At 69.6% G+C, this 20,917-nt stretch carries 12 protein-coding genes and 1 pseudogene; 6 read left to right on the forward strand and 7 right to left on the reverse strand.

Going from position 1 to position 20,917, the window contains the following annotated elements; all coding sequences use genetic code 11:
* Positions 1–79: 79 nt before the first annotated feature.
* Together ACN26Y_RS21465 and ACN26Y_RS21470 are read left to right on the forward strand one after the other, a co-directional pair.
* Entirely contained in the window at positions 80–3,811 is a 3,732-nt protein-coding gene (locus ACN26Y_RS21465; RefSeq protein ID WP_422733383.1) for an ATP-dependent DNA helicase, read from the forward strand.
* A gap of 6 nt (positions 3,812–3,817) precedes the next feature.
* Entirely contained in the window at positions 3,818–5,068 is a 1,251-nt protein-coding gene (locus ACN26Y_RS21470; RefSeq protein WP_422733384.1) for a hypothetical protein, read from the forward strand.
* On the opposite strand, the gene ACN26Y_RS21475 is transcribed toward ACN26Y_RS21470, so the two are convergent.
* Positions 5,031–5,267, reverse strand: a complete 237-nt coding sequence (locus ACN26Y_RS21475; protein ID WP_422733385.1) for a hypothetical protein — start codon at positions 5,265–5,267, stop codon at positions 5,031–5,033. The two genes, ACN26Y_RS21470 and ACN26Y_RS21475, sit on opposite strands and share 38 nt — an antisense overlap.
* Before the next feature lie 420 nt (positions 5,268–5,687).
* Here ACN26Y_RS21475 and ACN26Y_RS21480 point away from each other — a divergent pair, with 420 nt between their 5' ends.
* Positions 5,688–7,799: a hypothetical protein gene (locus tag ACN26Y_RS21480; RefSeq protein WP_422733386.1), complete on the forward strand. Its 2,112-nt coding sequence runs from the start codon at positions 5,688–5,690 to the stop codon at positions 7,797–7,799.
* 8 nt (positions 7,800–7,807) lie between these two features.
* Positions 7,808–9,460 (forward strand): Hsp70 family protein, encoded by a 1,653-nt coding sequence (locus ACN26Y_RS21485; protein ID WP_422733387.1) that lies wholly within the window; start codon positions 7,808–7,810, stop codon positions 9,458–9,460.
* On the opposite strand, the gene ACN26Y_RS21490 is transcribed toward ACN26Y_RS21485, so the two are convergent.
* The 5 genes from ACN26Y_RS21490 to ACN26Y_RS21510 all read right to left on the reverse strand — a co-directional run bounded on the left by ACN26Y_RS21490 (position 9,414) and on the right by ACN26Y_RS21510 (position 15,634).
* Positions 9,414–12,794, reverse strand: coding sequence for a DEAD/DEAH box helicase (locus ACN26Y_RS21490; RefSeq protein ID WP_422733388.1), 3,381 nt, complete (start codon positions 12,792–12,794; stop codon positions 9,414–9,416). The genes ACN26Y_RS21485 and ACN26Y_RS21490 overlap by 47 nt on opposite strands.
* Positions 12,795–13,040: 246 nt before the next feature.
* Positions 13,041–13,322, reverse strand: coding sequence for a hypothetical protein (locus tag ACN26Y_RS21495; RefSeq protein ID WP_422733389.1), 282 nt, complete (start codon positions 13,320–13,322; stop codon positions 13,041–13,043).
* Between the two features lie 73 nt (positions 13,323–13,395).
* Positions 13,396–13,965 (reverse strand): hypothetical protein, encoded by a 570-nt coding sequence (locus ACN26Y_RS21500; protein ID WP_422733390.1) that lies wholly within the window; start codon positions 13,963–13,965, stop codon positions 13,396–13,398.
* Positions 13,966–14,006: 41 nt separating this feature from the next.
* Entirely contained in the window at positions 14,007–14,501 is a 495-nt protein-coding gene (locus tag ACN26Y_RS21505; protein WP_422733391.1) for a hypothetical protein, read from the reverse strand.
* Between the two features lie 233 nt (positions 14,502–14,734).
* Positions 14,735–15,634 carry an ARPP-1 family domain-containing protein gene (locus ACN26Y_RS21510; protein ID WP_422733392.1) on the reverse strand — a complete coding sequence of 300 codons (900 nt, stop codon included), beginning with the start codon at positions 15,632–15,634 and terminating at the stop codon, positions 14,735–14,737.
* Positions 15,635–15,716: 82 nt separating this feature from the next.
* Here ACN26Y_RS21510 and ACN26Y_RS21515 point away from each other — a divergent pair, with 82 nt between their 5' ends.
* Positions 15,717–16,664 carry an NUDIX hydrolase gene (locus ACN26Y_RS21515; protein WP_422733393.1) on the forward strand — a complete coding sequence of 316 codons (948 nt, stop codon included), beginning with the start codon at positions 15,717–15,719 and terminating at the stop codon, positions 16,662–16,664.
* Between the two features lie 18 nt (positions 16,665–16,682).
* Here the strand turns inward: ACN26Y_RS21515 and ACN26Y_RS21520 are convergent.
* Positions 16,683–16,919, reverse strand: a pseudogene (locus tag ACN26Y_RS21520) (DUF4326 domain-containing protein); the annotation flags it as partial.
* A gap of 131 nt (positions 16,920–17,050) precedes the next feature.
* Here ACN26Y_RS21520 and ACN26Y_RS21525 point away from each other — a divergent pair.
* Positions 17,051–20,773 (forward strand): S8 family serine peptidase, encoded by a 3,723-nt coding sequence (locus ACN26Y_RS21525; RefSeq protein WP_422733394.1) that lies wholly within the window; start codon positions 17,051–17,053, stop codon positions 20,771–20,773.
* Positions 20,774–20,917: the final 144 nt, after the last annotated feature.

The following is a 20,917-nucleotide window of genomic DNA, read 5'->3' on the forward strand; positions in this document are numbered from 1 at the left end:
TTGGTTCGACCGCACGACCGATTCCACGCACGACGGACTCCCGGCAGGTTTGATCGCACATCCAACAGGAGGAGCGTCCATGGGGGAGCCGGTCCGGCCGATCGAGCACATCTCCATCCGCGTGCCGTGGCACGACGGGGGTTGGAACGGCACGGTGTGCCACGATCCGCGCGGCAACGGCACGTGCGTGCTGTTGCCGAACATCGGCCACAACCGGCGCGACCAGCAGGAGCAGAGCCTGGCAGGCAAACCGATTGCCGAACTCTCGCTCGCCGACGCGCCACCGTGCGTCGCCGAGCGCGCCACCTTCATGTCGCCGCGCCCCATCCAGTTTCAGCGCGTCCACCCGTTCACCGACAAGAACCAGGGGTTCGCCACCTTCCTGCCCACGCCGCAGCCGCTTCCGCCGTACTCGGCCCAGGCGGTGCCGTTCCGGTGGATGTCCCGGGACGACGCTCAGAAGATCGGCGAGGAGCGCCAGATCGGCCTGCAGACGGAGCTTGAGGAGCAGGTCGACGCGATCACCGGTTGGAAGAACATCAACTGGGTGATGCACGGCGACAACCAGAAGAGCCTGCTCGACGCCTTCTTCGACACCGTGCAGCCCGACCGCAGTCTCGTCTTCTTCTACGCCAAGCACAGCCCGCTCACCGACGACTCGCGCCGCCTGCTGGTCGGGGCGGCGACGGTCGCCAAGGTCACGCCCACCGGCGCTTACCGCAGCCGGGGCGGCGAGCGGTTCCCGGCGCAGATGTGGGAGACCACCATTGAGCACTCGCTGCGCCCGAACCAGCAGCAGGGCTTCCTGCTGCCGTACCAGGCGCTGCTGGCCGCCCGCGACACCGACGGCGTCGACATCGGCGACGCCTTGGCCTACGCACCCGAAGCGGGGTGGGTCGCCTTCTCGTACGTCACCGAGCACGTCAGTCATGACCTCGCCATCGACGCGCTGCTCGCCCTGCAGGCCGCCGGCCGCAACGTGGAGAGGATCCTCGGCGACGCCGCCGGCCCGCTCGGGTTCGACTGGCTGGAGGGGCAGCTCAACCGGCTGTGGAAGCTCCGCGGGCCTCGTCCCGGCCTCGCCAGCGTCCTCGCGGCGTTCGGCGTACGGCAGTCCGTCACCTTCGCGCACATGGTCGCGGCGGCGGCCGGTCCCGATGCGGATCCCTGGCCAACGCTCGAGGAGGCAATGGCCGACCCCGATCGGCTCGGCATCACCGCGGCCACACACCTGACGCCGAGCCTGCGAAAGACCTGGCAGGCGCTGAAGCCCGAGCGGCGGGAGCTGCTCCAACTCCTGAGCCGGTTCTCGCTCACCCGAGAGCAGGCCGAGCGCTTCTTCGTGGTCGAGCAGCGCGACCCGGCGCTGACCGACGACGCCATCATCGCCAACCCGTACCTGCTGTTCGAGACCGACCGCGACCAGCAGGAGGCCGTACCGTTCTCCGTCATCGACCGGGGCTGTTTCCCCGACGCGAAGATCGCCTCCGCGTACCCGCTGGCCAAGCCGACGGCGATGGACGACGGGCTCGACGCGCGGCGCGTACAGGCGCTCCTCATCGACGAGTTGCAGCGGGAGAAGGTCGCGGGGCACACGCTGCGCCCGCAGGCCGACCTGGTCAACCACATCCGCGACCGTGCCGAGCATGGGCTGAGCGCGCCGTGCCCGGTCAGCGCCGACGTCCTCGACGCGCACCACCTCTCGGCCGGGACGTTGCCACCGGACTCGCCACTGACGGGGGTGCTGCTGCCGGACAGCGCACCGGCGCTGCAGCTCACCGAGTTGGCGGCGGTGGGCCGACTGATCCGGGACCGGGTGGAGCAGCGGGCGAAGGCCACAGCGCTCGGTGGCGAACCGGACTTCGCCGCGCGGCTCGGGGACGCCCTCGGCGAGATCAAGGGCGACCTGACGGCCGACGAGCGGGACGCCGAGGTGCGGGCGCGGGCGGAGAAGGTCGCCGCCCTGAAGACGCTGTACTCGTCGCGGATCAGCGTGCTCATCGGGCCGGCGGGAACCGGCAAGACCACCCTGTTGAAGGTGCTGCGGCACACCGAACCCGTCGCCGCCGGGGGAGTCCTGCTGGTCGCCCCCACCGGCAAGGCCCGCGTGCAGCTGGCGCACCGGGTTGAGTCGGACGCCGTCACCCTCGCGCAGTTTTTGATCAGGACGGGACGGTACAACCCGCAGCGCGAGCGGTACCTGATCACCGGGGATCCCCAGAGCCGCGCGACGAACTACAAGACTGTGGTCGTCGACGAGGCCTCGATGCTCACCGAGGAACAGCTGGGTGCACTCCTCGACGCGGTCGCCGGCGTACAGCGGCTGGTTCTCGTCGGTGACCCGCGGCAGCTTCCGCCGATTGGGGCCGGTCGGCCTTTCGTTGACATCGTACGGCGGCTCGCGCCCGAGGACATCACCACCGTCTTCCCGCGGTGCGCGCCCGGCTACGCCGAACTCACGATCCCACGCCGGCAGACCGGCGATGAACGTGACGACCTGGTCCTGGCGAGCTGGTTCGCCGACGGCGAGCTGTCCCCGGCGGCCGATCTCATCTGGGAGCGGTTGCGTTCCGGAGAGAACATGGCCACGCTGCGCGCGGTCCGGTACCAGCGGCCCAGCATGTTCAGCACCCTGCTCTCCGTGCTTCGGGAGGAGGTCGAGGAGCTCCGGGAAGTCTCCGACGAGGACCTCGCAGGCGCCTTCGGCCGCAGCTACGGCGGCCAGGTCTCCGGCAAGGGCAACCTGTACTTCCCGAAGGGGTCCGGGGCCAAGGCCGATGCCTGGCAGATCCTGTCCCCGGTGCGCGGTCGGGGCTGGGGCACCACCGAGATCAATCGGGCGCTCAAGGATGCCTTCGGGGCGAAGGCGCTGGCGCAGGCGACCGGGCTGAACCGCTACAACGCCAAACCGATCGGGCCGGAACGGATCGTCGTCGGCGACAAGGTGATCAACATCCGTAACCACACGTTCCGCGAGTCGGGGGTCTACCCGAAGGATGCGGAACTGTTCGTTGCCAACGGCGAGCTCGGCGTGGTGGTGGGCCAGACCCGCTCGCAGTGGGTCAAGCGGCCCTGGAAGACGGAGGTCGAGTTCAGCGGACGAGCGGGTGTCAGGTACGACTACTACGACTGGTCCGACAACGACCGGGCGGCGATGCTGGAACTCGCTTGGGCCATTACCATCCACAAAGCGCAGGGCAGCGAGTTCGGGATCACGATCGTCGTTCTGCCCGCCGACGGCGCGGGCCTGAGTCGCGAGTTGCTCTACACCGCGCTGACCCGGCAGAGCAGGAAGGTGATCCTGCTGCACGAGGCCGACCTGAACGAGGTCGCGACGTACAGCTCGGCGGTATGGTCCGACACAGCCGGCCGCCTGACGAACCTCTTTGTGCCGTCTCAGCCGATACAGGTCGACGGGACCGTCATCGACCGTGGCCTGGTGCACCGCACCGACGGTGGGGAGCTGGTACGCAGCAAGAGTGAAGTGATCATTGCCAACCTGCTTCGGCAGCTGAATGCCGTCTACCGGTACGAGGAGCCGTTCACCGGCGAGGACGGCCGGACGGTCCGGCCGGACTTCACCATCGAGACCGACCTCGGCGACACGGTCTACTGGGAACACCTCGGCATGCTCACCGACCCCCGGTACGCGACGAAGTGGGCGGAGAAGAAGGCCTGGTACGCCCGCAACGGCGTCCTGCCGTACGAGGAGGGCGGCGGCCCGCGCGGAACGTTGGTCACCACCGACGACCTGAACGGCGTCGACGTCCCGAAGTGGCGCGAACTCGCCCGCAAGGCGCTGGGAGTGTGACGGTAAGTGACGGAGCTACGGGACGTCGTCAAGCAGTGCGTTGAACGGTTGGAACGGTACCGGCGAACCGCGCAGCAGGTCGGCGAACAGTACACGAAGGCCGGCCTGATCGAGCCGGTCATCGCCGCACTCGGTTGGGACGTGCTCGACCCGGACGAGGTGCAGCGCGGGTATCTGCCAGGCAACGGTGACAGTTCGGTGGACTACGCCTTGCTCTTGCTGCGCACGCCTCGGCTGTTCATCAAGGCCCGGGGCCTTGGCGACGATCTTGATGATCCGCGCTCCGCTGCCCATCTGATGACCGACGCCGCCGAGGCAGGTGTGGAGTGGGTGGCGCTGACAGACGGGGCCGAGTGGCGCGTCTACAACGCGCGCGTGGCCGGGCCGGTCGAGCAGAAGCTGTTCCGCAGCGTTCGCCTTGAAGACGACAGTGACGGCACGCTCGAGCTGTTGTCGCTGCTCAGCAAGGCGAACATGCGGGACAACCGGATCTCCGAACTCTGGCCGGGCTTCTTCGTCGACCGGCAGGTGCATGCCGCACTAGTTGACCTGTTCAGGGAGGAGCAGCTGCCCCAACTCGTCGCGTTGCTCTACCGTCGGTTGCCGAGACTGAGCCGAGAGGAGATTCGGCTCAGTCTCCTACGGGCGAGGGCCACCTTCGACTTTCCCGCAGCGACTGTCCCGTTCACCGCTGGACCGGCTCGGGCGCCAGCCGCGCACTCGGCCGCCCCGACGCACCGAGCCGACGTGGGGGCGGCCGAGGCGCAGCGTCCACCGTTCCGCACTACGGCAACGGCCCGCCCAGGCAAGCCACGGGTGAGCCCGGAAGAGCGGAAGCTGCACCTCACCGACATGATCGCGGTAGGTCGCCTACGACCGGGCTCCATTCTCGTCGCCAAGTACTTCGGGCAGCACTACCAAGCCGAGCTCCTTGCCGATGGCAACATTCGCTACGGTCGCCGGCCCTTCACCTCGCCATCCGGCGCAGGGGAGGCGGTGAAAATCGACGTGCACGGCCCCGACGTCCCGCCGACGACCAAGGCGACGGATGGGCTCGACTTCTGGCATACGGAGGACGCACGTACCGGAGACTTCGTGTCGCTCAAGGAGATCCGCCGCAGGACTGCGGCGGACCTGTCTCGTCCGCGAAAGTGGCGACCAGGCCCTTCAGGTGCCCTAGAAATCCCGGAGCCGACCACCGCGCTGGAATCCGACGGCGTTAGGCATACAGGAATGCGTAGCCGTCCAACTGATTGATGAGGTCGTCGTCGCGGGTCACCTCAAAGCCGCGTTCCTGTAGGGCGGCCACAAGTTCAATCTCGGCGGTGAGAGGGATCTCCAGGTAGTCGCCGTTGAGCGCGGTGGGAACGCTCTTGGCGAGTCGCGCCCGGAGGTCCCTCGGCAGGAGAGTGAGCGCCCGACTCGTCACCATCTCGGGCCAGTCCCCATCGCTCACCGAACCGACATCGTTGATGTCGAACGGGTTGTGATCGCCGTGCTCATCGTTGCCGACGTATTCGTCCCCGGCCGGGTTCCAGGTGTGATGGACCGAAATCCTGCGTGCTTCGCCCGGGTACGGGCGGAGGCGATCGCCGTGATTTCGGCGGCCTCCTCGGCGGCGGTGTCCGCGTCGGCGAAGGCGAGGCAGTCGTGGGCCCTGGCGTGCCCGTACATGAGCTTGCGAGGTAGCTGGGGCTGGCGGAAGGAAGAGGTGCTGGTCACGGCGCATGTTCTGCCCCGCTCACGATCATCGCTGGATGTGGGGCCGGGTGCCGGGCGCGCGGTCGGTATGTGCTGCGGTCGGCCTCCTGACCGGTGCATGTTCACCTGCCGAGCCGATCGAGGCCGCCTCGGCACCCGGTCTAAAGTCTCAGCCGTGGAGCGAGCTGAGGTCGTCGTCCGGCAGTCATTTCGGCGTAACGGGCGGGCACTGGTCGGCGTGGTGCTGTCGGGAGGCAACGGTCGATACCGCGTCCGCTGGGAGGACAGCGGCGAGGAGGAAGAGCTGCAGGTTGGCGGGCAGTATCGGTGGGCGCGGCGGGGTTCTCTACGTCATCAGTTCCTGGTCGATCCGCAACCGCTACGGGCCTCGTTCGCTGAGGGCTCGACCGACTTCATCCTGCGTCTGCTCCGGGAACAGCGTTCCGCGATGACCGTCAAGCGGATCACAGAAGAGCTCTGCGGGTTGGGCCTCGATAGCCAGGCGGTCAAGAAGGCCTGGCCGGCTGCTAAGCGTGCGATCGACAAGTGCGACCAGGTGCACCAGGAGGGCAGGGGTACGGGGCGCACCTACAAATGGATCGGGCCCGATGACGAGGCAGCCGACACTGTCGCGGCAGCAACCACTGGCTCGGAAGCGGTCCCCGAAACGACCCCCGCGCCTGCTACGCACACGTCTGATGACGGGGTCGCCGAGCAAACGCCGATTTCGGAGACAGTCGTCGGCGACGGCGCCGCCGGAAGTGACCTTGTCGGGCTGGACGCGAGCGATCCGGCGCCCGTCGAGTCAGTCTCGACGGAGCCCGCCGCGGCGCCGCCGGGCCAGGAGTCCCCGGTCGGCAAGGCAGCTCCGAAGGAAGTCCTCCCACGGGCAGCGCAACCGTCCCTCGCCGAGCGGATCGCCGACCTCATCGGCGATGTGCACCCAGCCAAGCTGCGGGACTACGTGTTGCGGCCGCTGGCGACCGGCGCCCGGTTCGGCGAGGCTGACAGCCAGCGGATCGATGACTTCCTCGGCGCACTCACCGAGCACGACCGTGAAGTGGCGGAGAGCTTGTTGCTCGCGCTGCCGCGCCAGTCGGCAGCAATCGACGGCACCCGCCGGCGCAAGCCCATCGCGGGGTCTGTCGTCGAACCGGTCCTCGCCGCTGCTGCCGAGGAGTTCCGTGGGTACGCGGAACCGGAACCTGGGGTTCTCGCAGCCGCCGCCTGGCTGCTCCGGCGCGCGTCGGCGGTCGACGACCTGCCCGGGTCAGCCGCTGCAGCCCTGATTTCCCTCATCATCGCCGTTGCATCGGCGCGGCGCGAGCAGGACATCCCCGTCCTCGACGCGGCCGCTGGCGCGCTCGGTCGCCTCCTGCCGGCCCTGTCGCGCGACGAGCGTACGGGTCTTGATCTCACCGGACTCGCGCAGGCGGTGGCGCACCTGCCGCTGAGTCGAGACGGCGGCCGCGCCGCCCTGCTCGCCGCCATTGCGAAGTTCCGGAGCAAGGCCCTGCTGTCGCCGGAATGGTGGGAGGGCGTGACCGTTGACGCCCTCGCCGAATGCGCGACGGGCCCTCTGGGGGGCGTCACCTCTCGTCCCGAGATCGTCGAGCAGTACGTCGGCCCGCTCGTGGCCCGGGAGCTGTCCCGGGTGACGTCCCGGACCAGGCTCGGCTTCCTGCTCGGGTTGCCGGGCGAGTTCGTGTCGAACCTGCCGGCGGACGGCCTGGCCGCCGCCTTCCGGCGCGTGGCCGGCGACGACCAGGTAGTGGCCGGACTGGTCGGCGCCTTGGCTCAGGAACGTCGAATTGAGGCGTTGCGCCAAGACGTGGAGCGGGCACACGCGGACGTGGCGGCCGCCGAGCAGCGGGTCGAGGCGGCGGAACGGCGGGCAGCCGCGCTCGCGGACCGGTGCGACCGGCTGGAGGAGAGCCTGCGCGCGGAGCACCGCCAGGCGGCATCGCTCCGCTCGGCTCAGGACCGGCAGATTCAGATCGATATCATCCGGTCGCTGGCCGATCTTGCCGCAGAGGTGGAGGAGCTTGCCGCCGAACAGACAGCCCCGGAGGTGCTCGTGGAACGGGTACGGGCACTAGTGTCCGCGCAGGCACTCGAACCCGTCGGCCAGGCCGGCCAGAAACTGGCCTTTGATCCGACTACCCACGAGCCCATCGTCGGTGCCCCGGGCAGGGAGGACGCGGTTACGGTCATCCGACCTGGATACCGCTGGTGCCCGTCCGGTGAGGACGTCCTCATCGAGAAGGCGCTGGTGACGACGACCTAGGAGCACTCATGGGGGGAGCCCACGGCCACGCCGTCGGGGTCGACTTCGGCACGTCCACGTCGCTGGTGGCGACTCGGGCGGGTCGCCGGCCGGTGGAGATCGCGCCGTTGGGCCGTACCACACGGTGGTTTCCGTCCGTGGCGGGCTACCGCGGCGAGACGCTGCTGATCGGCGAGGACGCCGACGCACTGCCGAGCGACCAGGTGATCCGGTCTGTCAAGCGGGCCATCACCCAGAACACGGAGACCGTCTCGCTGCCCGGCCCGAACGGGCCGCGGGCGGTTTCGGCGGACGAGGTCATCATCGCGGTGCTCGCCGAGATCGGGGAGCGAGCGGCTCAAGCCGGTGAACCGCTCACCTCCGATCGCGAGCTGCGACTGGGCTGCCCGGCGATGTGGGATGGGCTGCAGCGGCAACGCCTGCTCGACCTGGCGGCAAAAGCAGGCCTCCCGGCCGAGGACTCGGCCCTGGTCGACGAACCCATCGCCGCCGGCATCGCCTGGGTGACCCACCGGTTCCTGGCCTACGGAGAGCGCCCCGAGGGCCGATTGCTCGTCTTCGACATGGGTGGCGGCACCCTCGACATCGCCGTGCTGGACATCGTCGGCGGCGCCCACCCGGAGGTGTCGGTGCTCACCGCGCTGGGCACCGCGTACGCCGGCGACATGCTCGACCACGCGATCGCCCGCGACCTTTTCGAGGACCTTGGCGGGCGCGGCTTCGATGTCGAGGCGGTTGCACATCCGGAGCTGATGCGGGCGCTCGTGCTTCGCGCGGCCCGTGATGCCAAGGTGAACCTGTCCCGGCTCTCGGAGCACCGCGTTGTGCTGCCCTCGCGGGGGATCGGGCGCGTGCCTGTTCTCACCTACACCCGTGAGCAGTTGGAGGATGCTTTCCGACCCCAGATGGACGCCGCTGAGCAGCTGGTCTGGGCTGCGCTGCGCGCCGCCCGGCTGACCGAGCGGGGCAATCGGTCGCCATCTGAGCTGCGCGCGTTGGGGCCGGCGGAGCTGAGCCGTGACATCGACTACGTGCTGCTCGCCGGTGGGATGAGCCGCATTCCGTACGTCGAGCGGCGCATCGGCGCGCTCTTCGCGAACGCGCAGGTGTTCGACAACGCGGGTGTGGAGCCCGACGAGGCGATCGTGGCCGGTCTCGCTGACACCGCCGGCTACGAACGGCTCAACCTGCACCGCCCCGGCTTCGATTTCGTCGTCGAGTGGGAGGAGAACGGGCAGGTCCGGCAGGAGACCCTCTATGCCGCGTACACCCCGTTCTACGAGCCGTGGCAGGTGTTGAACGGGCAGTCCGACCTCGGCTACGAGCGCCACGGCCGGGACTTCCCCGGCCCGCAGCACGGCACCGGCCGGCTGCGGGTACGCGCGACGACCGGCGAACCGCTCGGGCTGAAGTTCGACGGCCAGACCATGGACGGTGTGAGCCTGACGTTCGGCCGCAATATGGGGTTCAAGCTCTACTGCGACGGCCGCATCCTGATCCGGCACGGCTCCGGCAAGCGGGTGCACATGCGGGTCGACCGCTGGCCGGTGATCCGTGGCCGTGACCACGCGCAGTTGGTGCTGCGCAGCGTCGAAGAGGTGACCCCGACGCCGCCTACTCCGTGGTACATGGAGAAGGAGTGGGCTCCGCCGATTCGATGAGGGCGACGGCGACCGCGGTCAGCGATATCTCGAGCTCCTTACGGGCGGTCAGCTCGTGCCGGATCTCGGCACGCCGGGCGTGCAGGTTGCGCAGCCGCCCCTCATTCAGCCGGACAATGCTCGGCCCCCGATTGTCGAAGTGCAGCTGCTGAAGAGTTTCCCGGGTCTTCTGGATCTGAAGGTCCAGGGAGCCCTCGCGCGCCCGGATCCGCCCCTCCACCAACGCTGCGTTCTCCTGCTGACGGAGCCGCTCGATTTCGCGGTGCCGTACCGCGAGGTGTTCCTGGGCCTGGAGCCACACCTCCTTCAAGTTACCGAGTGGGGTCATCCGGCCGTCGGTGAGCCGACCCTCCGCCAGGGCGGTGAGGATGGCATCCCCCACATCGGGATTCGGTTGGCGCGTGTCGAGGTCGATTGCTGTCGCCCAGAGTTCGAGCAACTTGCGTAGGCCGGTCGTCTCAGCGAGGTCGATCGTCACCAGGTACCGCTTCCCCGGCGGTAGCCCAGGCACTGCCATGGAGCCGTACCGTCGCAGGTCCAACGTCTCGTCGTCGAGCACTTCCAAGGCGAGTTTCACCAGTGGATGCCTGCCCGACAGCAGTTCGGCGTCGTACTTGCTCGCCGTCTCCGGCTGGAACGTACACTCCAGCGGCGTCCCGTTCTGCAGCAAGGCGGCGAGCTTCGACCGGGTGAGTCGGCTGCCGCCGTCACCCACTCGGCTGGACCGCAGCCGCTCTGCCAGGTCTCTCGAACCGATCACATGGAAGATGCCGTTCTTGTCGGGCTTGCGCCGCTTACCGCCAAGCCGCTGAAAGAGCTTGTCGAGCAGCCGCTGGATCTCGGCGGCACCGATGAAGCGGCCGTTGCCGGGTCCGGACTCCGTGAATCCCTCGATCAGCAGGCCGTCGAGGCCGGACAGCTGAGCCTGCGATGCGCGCAGCTCTTCGATCTCGTGGGACCGCTGCTGCATCGCCACTGCGATCCGGTCGACCTCCCGCCGTCGGCCGGCCGCGTCGAGTCTCGGGTCGAGAAGCTGTTTGGTGATGTCGCCGAGTTGCTCACGCAGGATCGGCTCCAGCTCGCCGATGGAGCTCTCGAACACCCCGATCCGGTAGTAGAGCCGCTGGAAGATGTCGGTCTCGATCGTCCCCGGCACGTGCATGTTGTAGATGAAGATCTTCTCGTGCTCCTGGCCGAACCGGTCCAGACGTCCGATGCGCTGCTCAACCCGCATCGGGTTCCACGGCAGGTCGTAGTTCACCAGTACGTTGCAGAATTCGAAGTCCAGACCCTCCGAGCCGACTTCGCTGAGCAGCAGGATCTCGAACTGTCCGTCGCGGAACTGCCGCATGATCGCTTCCCGCTCGGGCATCGGGACGCCACCGTGCATGACCCGAACCTTGAAATGCTCCTGCAGGCGTCCTGCGAGGTAGCCGAGAGTGCGGCGGAAGAACGAAAAGATCATCACCTGCCGAAGGCCTGCGGCGCGGACCTTGAGCAGCTCGGCGAGGAGCTGGTCGTACTTGCTGTCGACCCGTAGCGGCACGGCGAGCGTCGGGACGTCCAGCAGGCCCGCCACGTCGGCCGCGATCTCCTCCTCCGGGTCGTCGACCTCCTGCCAGAAATGCTCCGGGTTGCGCTCCCGGATCAACTGCTGTGAGGCCGGGATGCAGCTGGCGGCCTGCCGTAGCGGCATCTGCATCGCAAAGCCTGGGGGAGTGTTCATCTCCAGCGCCCGGCTCATGTACCAGGCGTAGACCGCGTCGTAGTACGCCTGCTCCTGCTCGGTCCACACCACGTTGATGTTGCGAGCCTCGCGTATTGCCTTCTGGTCAGGCACTTCCGCCTTACGGGTGCGGGTCAGGACGCCACCGAGCACGTTGAGGTCGGAGAGGAGCCGCCGGGACCGGGCCACTTCGTCATGGTCGAGTGGCCGGTCGACATCGAACAGCGAACGGAGCAGGCCATAGTCCGGGCGGTCGGTGATCGCCGCGCCGAACTGGAGCGCGTCCAGATCCGACAGGCGGCGCAATAGCTGCCGCGGTGTCTTGCGCCCCTCATGGAGCAGCGACCGGGCGACGTCGTTCAGGATCTGGTTCGGCGCCAGTTGGGCCTCGAAGACGGCGCGATCACCGAAGTGGCCTTCGTCGAGCAGGCTCGTCAGGTTGAACAGGTCGTTGTTGCCGAGGTTGAGTGGCGTCGCGGAGAGGAAGATCAGGTAGTCGGACCAGTCGGCGAGAAGTCGTCCGAGAGCGTGCGACTTGCTCTCCCGGTTCCGCAGGTAGTGGGCCTCGTCGACGATGACAAGGTCGAACCGCGGGTGAAGGTTGTTGAGCTGCTCCAGGACGCCATCGGCGCCGCGCAGTGACTCGAGCGAAACGACGCCGTGCAGGCTCGGCTCGTCGCCGTCTCCCAGTCGCTCGGCGAACTCAGCGAGGTCGCGCGGTCGGAGAATCTCGAGCTGGCGATCGAATCGCCGTCCCATCTCCGCCTTCCACTTGAGGGTCAGCACCGCGGGTGCGACGACAAGAACCCGGTCAAGTCGAGACCGCTGCTCCAACTCGCTCCAGATGAGCCCCGCCTCAATCGTCTTGCCGAGACCCACCTCATCGGCAATGAGCAGCCGCCCCGATGATCCGTTCAGCACTTTCAGCACGGGTTTGAACTGATACGCCCGAAACACGGTCTTGCTGGAGGCAAACGAGTACAACGTGTCCGTCAGCGGGTGACGCAGCTTCGTCCAGGTCAGGGTGAGGGACAGATCCTCGGCGCCGACCGGTGGCTGCGACAGCCAGAAGGCGGGGTCCCGCGGGTCGCCGACCACCAGGACGAGGGAGTCTTCGTTGTAGCGTTTGATCTCGCCGTGCAGGTCCACCTGATACTGATAGGTGCCGGCCAGCGCCACGGCCTCCTTCACGCGGCCGATACCGCCGGCGCCGCTCCTGGTGCGAACCATGTCGCCGCGCCGAAACTTCGCCCGCCCAGCGAACGCCTCGGCTCCCGGCCACAGGGCTTCGTACACGATGCCGGCGTGCACCAGGTGTCCGTCCTCGGTGTACCGCGAGCGAGCGCTTTCAGGCCGCGCCGGCTCCCCGCCAGACGTGATGACTGCGGCATGCCACGAACCGGCGCGCTTGAAGGCGTACGTGCCTGCGTGGAGCAGCCGGACCAGGGAGTTCGCCGGCGCTTCGCGTACCTCGCCGGCGAGCCCGCTCACCACATCCCGATCGCTCGCAGGTACCTCACCGACGACGAGGCACGTCGCTGGCTCGAGTTGCACCAACCAGTCGAAGCGATGCTGTGGCGGCTCGTACCGAAGGTCGTCGTCGACCACGCCCTGGCCCCCGTCCTGCCCGCGTACGTTGAGCCTCGATCCTGGTAGAGGAAGAGTTGCTGTTGCAGGGCCGGTCGTTCAGAAGCCCCTCCGCCGTTTGTGTCGGCTGCCGATCTCCCACTCCGCGTGATCGGTCGGCTGGGACACCGCCGCTGGCGGGGAGTACGACGAGGACAGTGCCGTCCTGGGCCGGCGACAAGATTTCGCCGGCAAGGCGAGTTCCCTGCGCCAGCCGGAGCGGGTTAGTCAGAATTCGCCGCGGAGTCGGGCCAGGCCGCAGGTCAGCAGGATGCCGAGGACGACCAGCCCGATCCTGATCCAGGGCACGTCCTTGCCCGGCCGCACGCCGATGGAGAATGCCACGCCCAGTTGCGCGGCGAGGACGAGACAGATGATGACGCTCAGCACCCGGTACCCGGTGCCCTGCAACGACCACCAGGCGACCGTGCCGTACCCGGCCGGGATGGCCAGCAGCAGGCTCAGCCCGATCAACGGCCCGGCGAGTTTCCACCGCAGCAGAGCGTTCATTGCCGTCCCTTCTCCGCGGTGCATCCTGAGATCTGAATCCCGCTCAGCCCGTGACACCGCCGCTGGGAGGGCGTCATGACCGGCGGATCAGCTCCAATGCCTGAAGCGCGATCTGGACCGATGCCGGCGTGAACTGTGCGGCCTGCTCGTCGCTCACCTGGCCTGGCGCGGTCAACTGAACCTCCATGATCACGTTCGCGTCCAAGACCTCGACCGTTCCCGAGAGCTGCTGGTAGCGGACCGCATCCGCGACGATCTCGGAGCCGCCCTGGAATGGTTCTGCAGTACCTGTCGGAGCGGCACCCTCGAACACGGTTCGGGCGTCGCCAGGGCTGTCGAAGGTTTGCACCCGCACGAAGACAAACCCACCCGCGTACCCATCCCCGCCGAAGTATCCCTGACTGCAGCGGAAGTTCGGGCCCCGGTCATCGTCCGCTGGCGGAATGGGCATCGCCTCGCGGAAGGCAGGGTTGGCGAGCGTGTAGTCGATGCGGTCGCAGAGGTCAGCCGGCACGGTGCGAATCGGGCTGGGTGACGGCACGGCCGTCGGCTGCTCGCTGCCGGCACACCCGCTGAGCAGCAGGACGGGCAGCATGGCGCTCGCAGCCGCGGTCTGTGCCGCTCGGGTACGCATGATCGTCACGGCGGGGAAGTGTGCCAGCTCCGGTGGCCGCCGGTAAAACCTTACTCGGCGAGCGAGCCCAGGTTGGAGCCGTCGAGCAGGTTGATGAGGTCGTCGTCGCGGGTCACCTCGTAGCCACTCTCACGCAACTCCACGACAAGTTCACCCTCGCGGTCGAGCGGAATCTCGAGGTACTCACCGTTGTGCACCGTGGACACGACTTTGCCGTACTGGTCCTGCAGGTCCTCCGGCAGCACGTCGAACGCCCGCGTCGTGACCATCGGGGGCCAGTACCCCTCCACGACCGCGCCCACCTCGGTGATGTCGAAGGGCTCGTCGTCGGCGTAGTCCTCCGGCTCGTAGCACTCGGGGCCGGCGGGGTTGTCCAGGTGCGTCATCTGGACCTGCCGAGCCTCGCCCCACGTACGCGCGGCGGCGAGCGCCCTGATCTCCGCGCCCTCCTCGGTCGCGGTGTCGGCGTCGGCGAAGGCGAGGCAGTCGTGATGGGTGGCGTGGCCGTAGACCAGGCGCCGGGTGGTCGGGTGGTGCGTCGTCATGGCGCACATCCTGCCTGAGGGGTACGACTTTCAAGATCGGCATACGTATCCGCTAGCGTGCGGTCGTGCCCACTGAGCGACCGCGTCCGGACGACGAACCGGCAATCGGGAAGCCGGCTGCGCCTCGGCGGGAACCAAGCAGGTTCTCCGACTGGGGCCCCGACTACGGCCCCGAGATCATCGACGGCTACGAGGAGCCACCGTACGACGGGCCGGATCCCCGGTAAGAACGCTCACGCGGCGAGCACGAACTGATGCTTCGCGTTCACGGCCGCGAGGTGCAGCAGCCGGTTGCCGAGGGCGATACCCCGAGCCGACAGCAGCTTGTCCGCGTCCGCACCGAGGGCGACCGCCCTGCCGCCCATGCTGGTCGACCGGACCGGTGCCGCGGTGAGCCGCTGCACGAACGCGCGCGCCCGGCGCCCGGGAGTGGGCTGCGGCGGCGCCAGGCGCGCGTCCAGGGCCACCGCCGACAGTAGGGCTTCCCACTGCTCGACCAGCGTCTGCGGGTCGTCGAAGACCTCCAGCAGCACCGGGTGACCGGCCGCACCGATGAGCACGCCACGCTGCCCGTACAGCGGACAGGTCGTGCTGAGGATCGCCGCCAACTCCGCCGCCTGGCGGTTCTGCAGGTCCACGAGGGACGAGGTCGGCGAGTTGCCCAGATCGCGCTCGTAGCGAGTCACCCGCCGCCACACGTCGCTCTGGTCGACCTCCGTCCCGCGGCCGGGGGTCTCCGCGCGCAGGCCGTGCAACGCACCGCGTACGGCGAGCGGCGCGCGGTGTCGGGCGAGGCGCTGGATCTTGCCGCCCGCCCATCGGTTCTGCTCGACGCAGGCGACCTGCACGTCCCGCTGTCCCTGGGCGTCGACCAGCACGCTGCGCGTCACCACGCGGTGCTGCCATCCACCGTCGAGTAGCGCGCCTTCCAGCAGCAGCAGGGGAGTGCCGCCCGGGTTGCTGACCCGCAACGTCCCGACCACCGGGGTCGGCAGTTCGTCGATCCGGGCGTCCGCCGGCAGGGAGGTGCGGCAGGCGGCCGGCGCGATCGGGGCATCCGTCCACACCGGGAAGACGGTGAGCGGTCCGGCCTGCGTCGGGGCGCCCAGGTGCAGGGCGGGCAGAGCGGTCATCGAAGCCTCCTGTTGGTACTTATCTCGTTCGGCGCGGTAAAGCTAACAGGAGTTTTCGTGGTAGGCAAGATAAGGTGGTGGCGTGAAGTCCGACGCTCAATCCGCATGGCGCGACAGCCAGGGCCGCCGGCTCGTCGACTACCCTCGTCCGTCGCTCGCGGTGGACGTCGCACTGATGACGGTGACACCGCACACCGGCCAACTCGCGGCCCTGCTGGTACGGCGGGACGAGCCCCTGGCCGGCAGCCGATGGGCGCTGCCCGGCACCTTCGTGCACGAACGGGAGCGGCTGGCCCAGACCGTGCTACGGCTGCTGCACGACAAGTGCGGCATTGCCGGGCTCGCCCCTCGACAGCTGCACGTCTTCGACGACCCCGACCGGGACCCCCGGGGGTGGGTCATCTCGGTCGCGCACGCCGACACCGTTCCGTACGACCGGATCAGTCGGCAGGTCGAGGAGCGGCCCGATCTCCACCTCGCGCCTGTGGCCCCGCCGGACGGCCACCGCCCGCCACTGCCCGAGGGCCAGGCCACGCTGCCCGCCGACCATGAGGTGATCCTCGCCCGGGCCGTGGACGACCTGCGGGCCCGCTACCGCGACGCGGCCGATCCGGACCGGCTGCTGAACGAGCACTTCACCATCCGCCAACTGCAGCAGATCCACGACGCCGTCGACGGCCGGGCCAGCCACAAGGACGCCTTCCGTCGATTCGTCGACGACAAGATCGAGGGCACCGAACACGTCGACCGGAGTGGGCCGGGACGACCGGCTCAGCTCTACCGCCGCCGAGCGACCGATGTCGTCGTCCCGGCTGCGACCCGGGCCGGGGACACGGCGTACACGGCTGACGACCTCCTGGCTGCCGTCGCCGAGTACGCCCGCACCGTCGGCCGGGTCACCATTCAGGGCTACGCCTCGTGGGCTCGGTCCACCGGTCGTCCCAGCGAAGCGCTGATCCGCCGACGGCTCTCCGCCGAGCTGGGGGGCTGGTCCGGCATCGTCCGGGCGGCGACCGCTGAGCGGTCGTGACCGCTGGGCACCACGCCGTCACCGGGGACAGGCCACCGGTCGTCCGCCAGATCGTCGGGTCACCGGCGTAGACCATCCCTCGAGTCGCTCCGGGTGGATGGACGGCGGCGGTGAGTCGGCGAGTTCCGCGATCACCTCGGCGTGGCAGCGCTCCGGCACGCACCAGCAGCCGAGCCGGCGTCCGCGCAGGTCGGGGAGGAGGGCGAGGAGGTCGGGGCGGCCGAGCAGGTACGCCCGGTACTTCTCGATGACCTCCCGGCGGGGGTCTGCGCTGGCACGTGTGGGTCATGGCCCAACTGCGCCAGTCGAACGCGTTGCTGTGACCGGTGCCGGCTCGCAAGATCCTGTCACATCGACATGCTCCGCTGACCCAGGAAGGGGCCTCCTTGCGTCCTTTACCCAACCGCAGGTCGGGGCTGATCGCGCTCGGCGTGGTCACCGCCCTGACGCTGGCCGGCACGCCGGCCACGGGTGCCGCGCCGACCGGCCCGGCCGGCCCGGTGCCGCCCTCCGGCACCGCCGTCCCGCCGCCGTCACACGGCGGTACGCGCACCGTCACCCTGATCACCGGTGACAAGGTCACCGTCGCCGCGGCCGGCGGTCGCGCCGTCCACTCCGTCACGGGTGCGTACGGGACCAGCGCCAGCTTCCACCGCGTGGTCATGGACGGCTCGACGTACGTCTACCCCGACGCCGCCCTGCCCTACGTCACGGCCGGGGTGCTGGACCAGCGCCTGTTCAACGTGACCCGGCTCCTCGCCGACGGCTACGACGACACGCGCGTCGACCGGTTGCCGCTGATCGTCCAGTACACCGACGCCGCCGCCCGCTCCCGCAGCACCGCGACGCTGGCCGGCTCGACCCTCGTACGTCGGCTGGAGAGCGTGCGGGGCGCGGCCGTCACCCAGGATCGCGACCAGGCCCCGGCGTTCTGGTCGGCGTTGACCGCCACATCTGCCGGCACAGAGGCCCGGCGCTCCGGCACCCCGACCTTCGCCGGCGGCATCGCCAGGATCTGGCTCGACGGAAAGGTGACCGCCACCCTGGCGGACTCGACGGCGCAGATCGGCGCACCGCAGGTCTGGGCGCGGGGGAACACCGCCACCGGGGTGAAGGTCGCGGTCCTGGACAGCGGCGTGGACCCCGGCCACCCCGATCTCGCCGGGCAGATCGACGCCACCACCAGTTTCGTGCCGTGGGAGGAGTACGTCGACGACTACAACGGCCACGGTACGCACGTCGCCTCGACGATCGCCGGCACCGGTGCCGCCTCGGACGGCAAGGAGCGCGGCGTGGCCCCCGGCGCCCGGCTGCACATCGGCAAGGTGCTCGACTCGGAAGGCCGCGGACAGGAGTCCTTCATCCTCGCCGGCATGGAGTGGGCCGCCCGCCAGGCGAAGGCCAGAATCATCAACATGAGCCTGGGCGGCGCCGGCACCGACGGCACCGACCCGATGAGCGTGGCGGTCAACACGCTCAGCGCCGAAACCGGCGCCTTGTTCGTCGTGGCCGCCGGCAACAGCGGCCCGCGCACCGTCGGCACGCCCGGCACCGCGGACGCCGCCCTGACGGTCGGCGCGGTCGACGGCAACGACGCGCTCGCCGACTTCTCCAGCCAGGGCCCGCGAACCGACGGCGGGTTGAAACCGGAGATCACCGCGCCCGGTGTCGACATCCTCGCCGCCCGCTCGCAACTCGGCCGGGGCGGCTCCGGCCACTACCGGTTGATGAGCGGCACCTCGATGGCGACCCCGCACGTGGCCGGCGCCGCCGCTCTGCTGGCCGCCGCGCATCCCGACTGGACCGGCCAGCGGCTCAAGGAGGCACTGGTCAGCAGCGTCAAGGCCACCAAGGCGTACACCCCCTACCAGGCGGGTGCCGGACGGCTCGACGTCGCCGCGGCGGTGGACGCGACGGTCTTCGCCACCGTCAGCGCGTACTCCGGCTTCCAGTACTGGCCGCACGAGCCGGGCAAGATCGACACCAAGCAGGTGACGTACACCAACGTCGGGGACGCGCCGGTGGAGCTGGCTCTGGCGGTCGACGTCGCCGGTGCCCCGGCCGGCCTCTTCACCCTCTCCGCCGACCGGGTGACCGTACCCGCGAACGGCACCGCCACGGTGACGCTCACCGCCCAGATGGACCGGCTCGCGGCCGACCAGGAATTCAGCGGCATGATCACCGCCACCGACGCGGCAGGTGTGGTCCGCGCCCGGACGCTGATCGGCGCCGGCAAGGAAGGCCAGCGGCAGAACCTGACGATCGTCGCCAAGGACCGCTCCGGTCGGCCCGCCTCCGGCAGGGTCCTCATCACCGCACGGGAGCTCTTCACCGCGATCCACCTCGACGAGGCCGGCACCGCCACCCTACGGCTGCCCCCCGGCAGCTACAGCGGCTGGCTCGACGCCGACGTCCAGGGTGCCAACGGTCCGCGCTCACTCGGCATGGCGCTGCTCAGCTTCACCGACGTCGAGTTGGACCGGGACCGCACCGTCACCCTGGACGCCCGGCAGGCCCGGCAGATCAAGGCGCACGTGCCGCGGCAGGGCAGCCCCCTCGGGATGCGGTTGGACGTCCACCGGTCGTACGGCGACAGCCTCGTGGAGAGCTCGACGCTCCCGAACGAGTCGTACGACAGCCTGTGGGCGCTGCCGACCGGCACCAAGGTCACCGACGGCGAGTTCGAGTTCGGGGCCCGCTTCCGGCTGGAACAGCCGGCACTGACCGTGGGCACCGGCTCGGAGACCTATCACGACCTGCTGGTCAAGCGCGGTGCCGCGCCGCTGCCGAAGGGCACCCGCAAGCTGACGGCGGTCTACGCCGGCGACGGTTCGACCGGAGTACTGGCTCGGCACGACGTGCGCGGCAAGGCCGTGGTCGTCCGCCGCAGCGACACCATCGAGATCCGCCAGCAGGCCGAGGCCGCAGCCGCGGCGGGCGCGCTCCTGCTCCTGGTCGCGGGCGACGGGATCGGTCGGCTGCAGCCGTGGGACGAGACACCGTGGACCCCGGAGAGCCCGGCCCCGCTGACGGTGGCGACCCTCAACGCCGACCAGGGCGCCTCGCTGATCGAGGCGCGCGACCGGGGCCGGGTCGAGCTGACGGTCGACTCGAACCCCACCACCGAGTACCTCTACGACGTGGTGCGGCACTGGAAGGGTGCGGTCCCCACCGACCCGACCTGGCGCGTGGACCACCGCGACCTGGCCCGGGTGGATGTCTCCTTCCGCAACCACCGGCCCGGCAAGGCCAGGGAGTTCCGCGCCGACCTCTGGCACGGCTGGATCGTCGGGAATGAACTCACGGCACCCGCACAGGGCGAGCGGACCGACTGGGTCACCGCCGGCGTCGACTGGTACGAAAGCGCCGGCATCAACGGCGAGACCGGGCAGGCCTCGATCACCGTCCTTCGCTACCCGGCACGCCAGACCAGCCGGGTGAGCTGGTTCGGTCCGATCCACCGGCCCCGGATGGGACCCCTCGACGGTCTGCCGGTGCGGTACCTCGACGCGGTCTACATCCCCGTGCCCGGCTGGGGCGACTCGGGCTCCGGCCACGTCGGGGACGCCCACGGCAACTGGGACGTCCGCAACCGGGCGACGCTCTACCAGGGCGAGCGGGAGCTGCGCTGGGGGAACGCCGAGTTCCTGCCGGTCACCGGGCTTTCCGCCGAGCGGCTGCCGTACCGGCTGGTCGTCGACAACGACCGGGCCGACTGGGCGAACCCGTACTCGCGGCGGACGCTGACCGAGTGGAGCTTCACCTCCGCGGCCACGGGCGCCGAGTCCGCCGAGACGCTGCCGCTGATCCAGCTCGACTACGGGGTGGAGACCGACGTGGCGGGCCGGGCGGCCCGCAACGGCAGGCTGACGGTCACGGCCTCGCACCTGCCCGGTGTGACGGCCGGGATCCGCGCGGTCACCGTCGAGGTGTCGTACGACGATGGGGCGACCTGGCAGCGCACCGCGCTGACCCGGGACGGGGACGGCTGGCGGACGAGCCTCAAGGCGCCGAAGTCCGCGTCCTTCGTCACGCTGCGCACCACCGCCCGGGACAGCGCCGGCAACACCGTGTCGCAGACGATCACCCGGGCCTTCGGCCTGCGCTGAGCGTCACCCGACGGAACACGCCAGAGGCGGGGCCGCGTCCAGCGGCCCCGCCTTCGGTTTGCGGCCCGGCGGCCAGGCCGGGCACGAGCCCACCCGCCGGGACGTGCCGCCGGTCGGCCGCCCGAAGCGGCGTGACGGACTTCC

This window comes from Micromonospora sp. WMMD558, assembly GCF_049315255.1.
Classification (GTDB): domain Bacteria; phylum Actinomycetota; class Actinomycetes; order Mycobacteriales; family Micromonosporaceae; genus Micromonospora.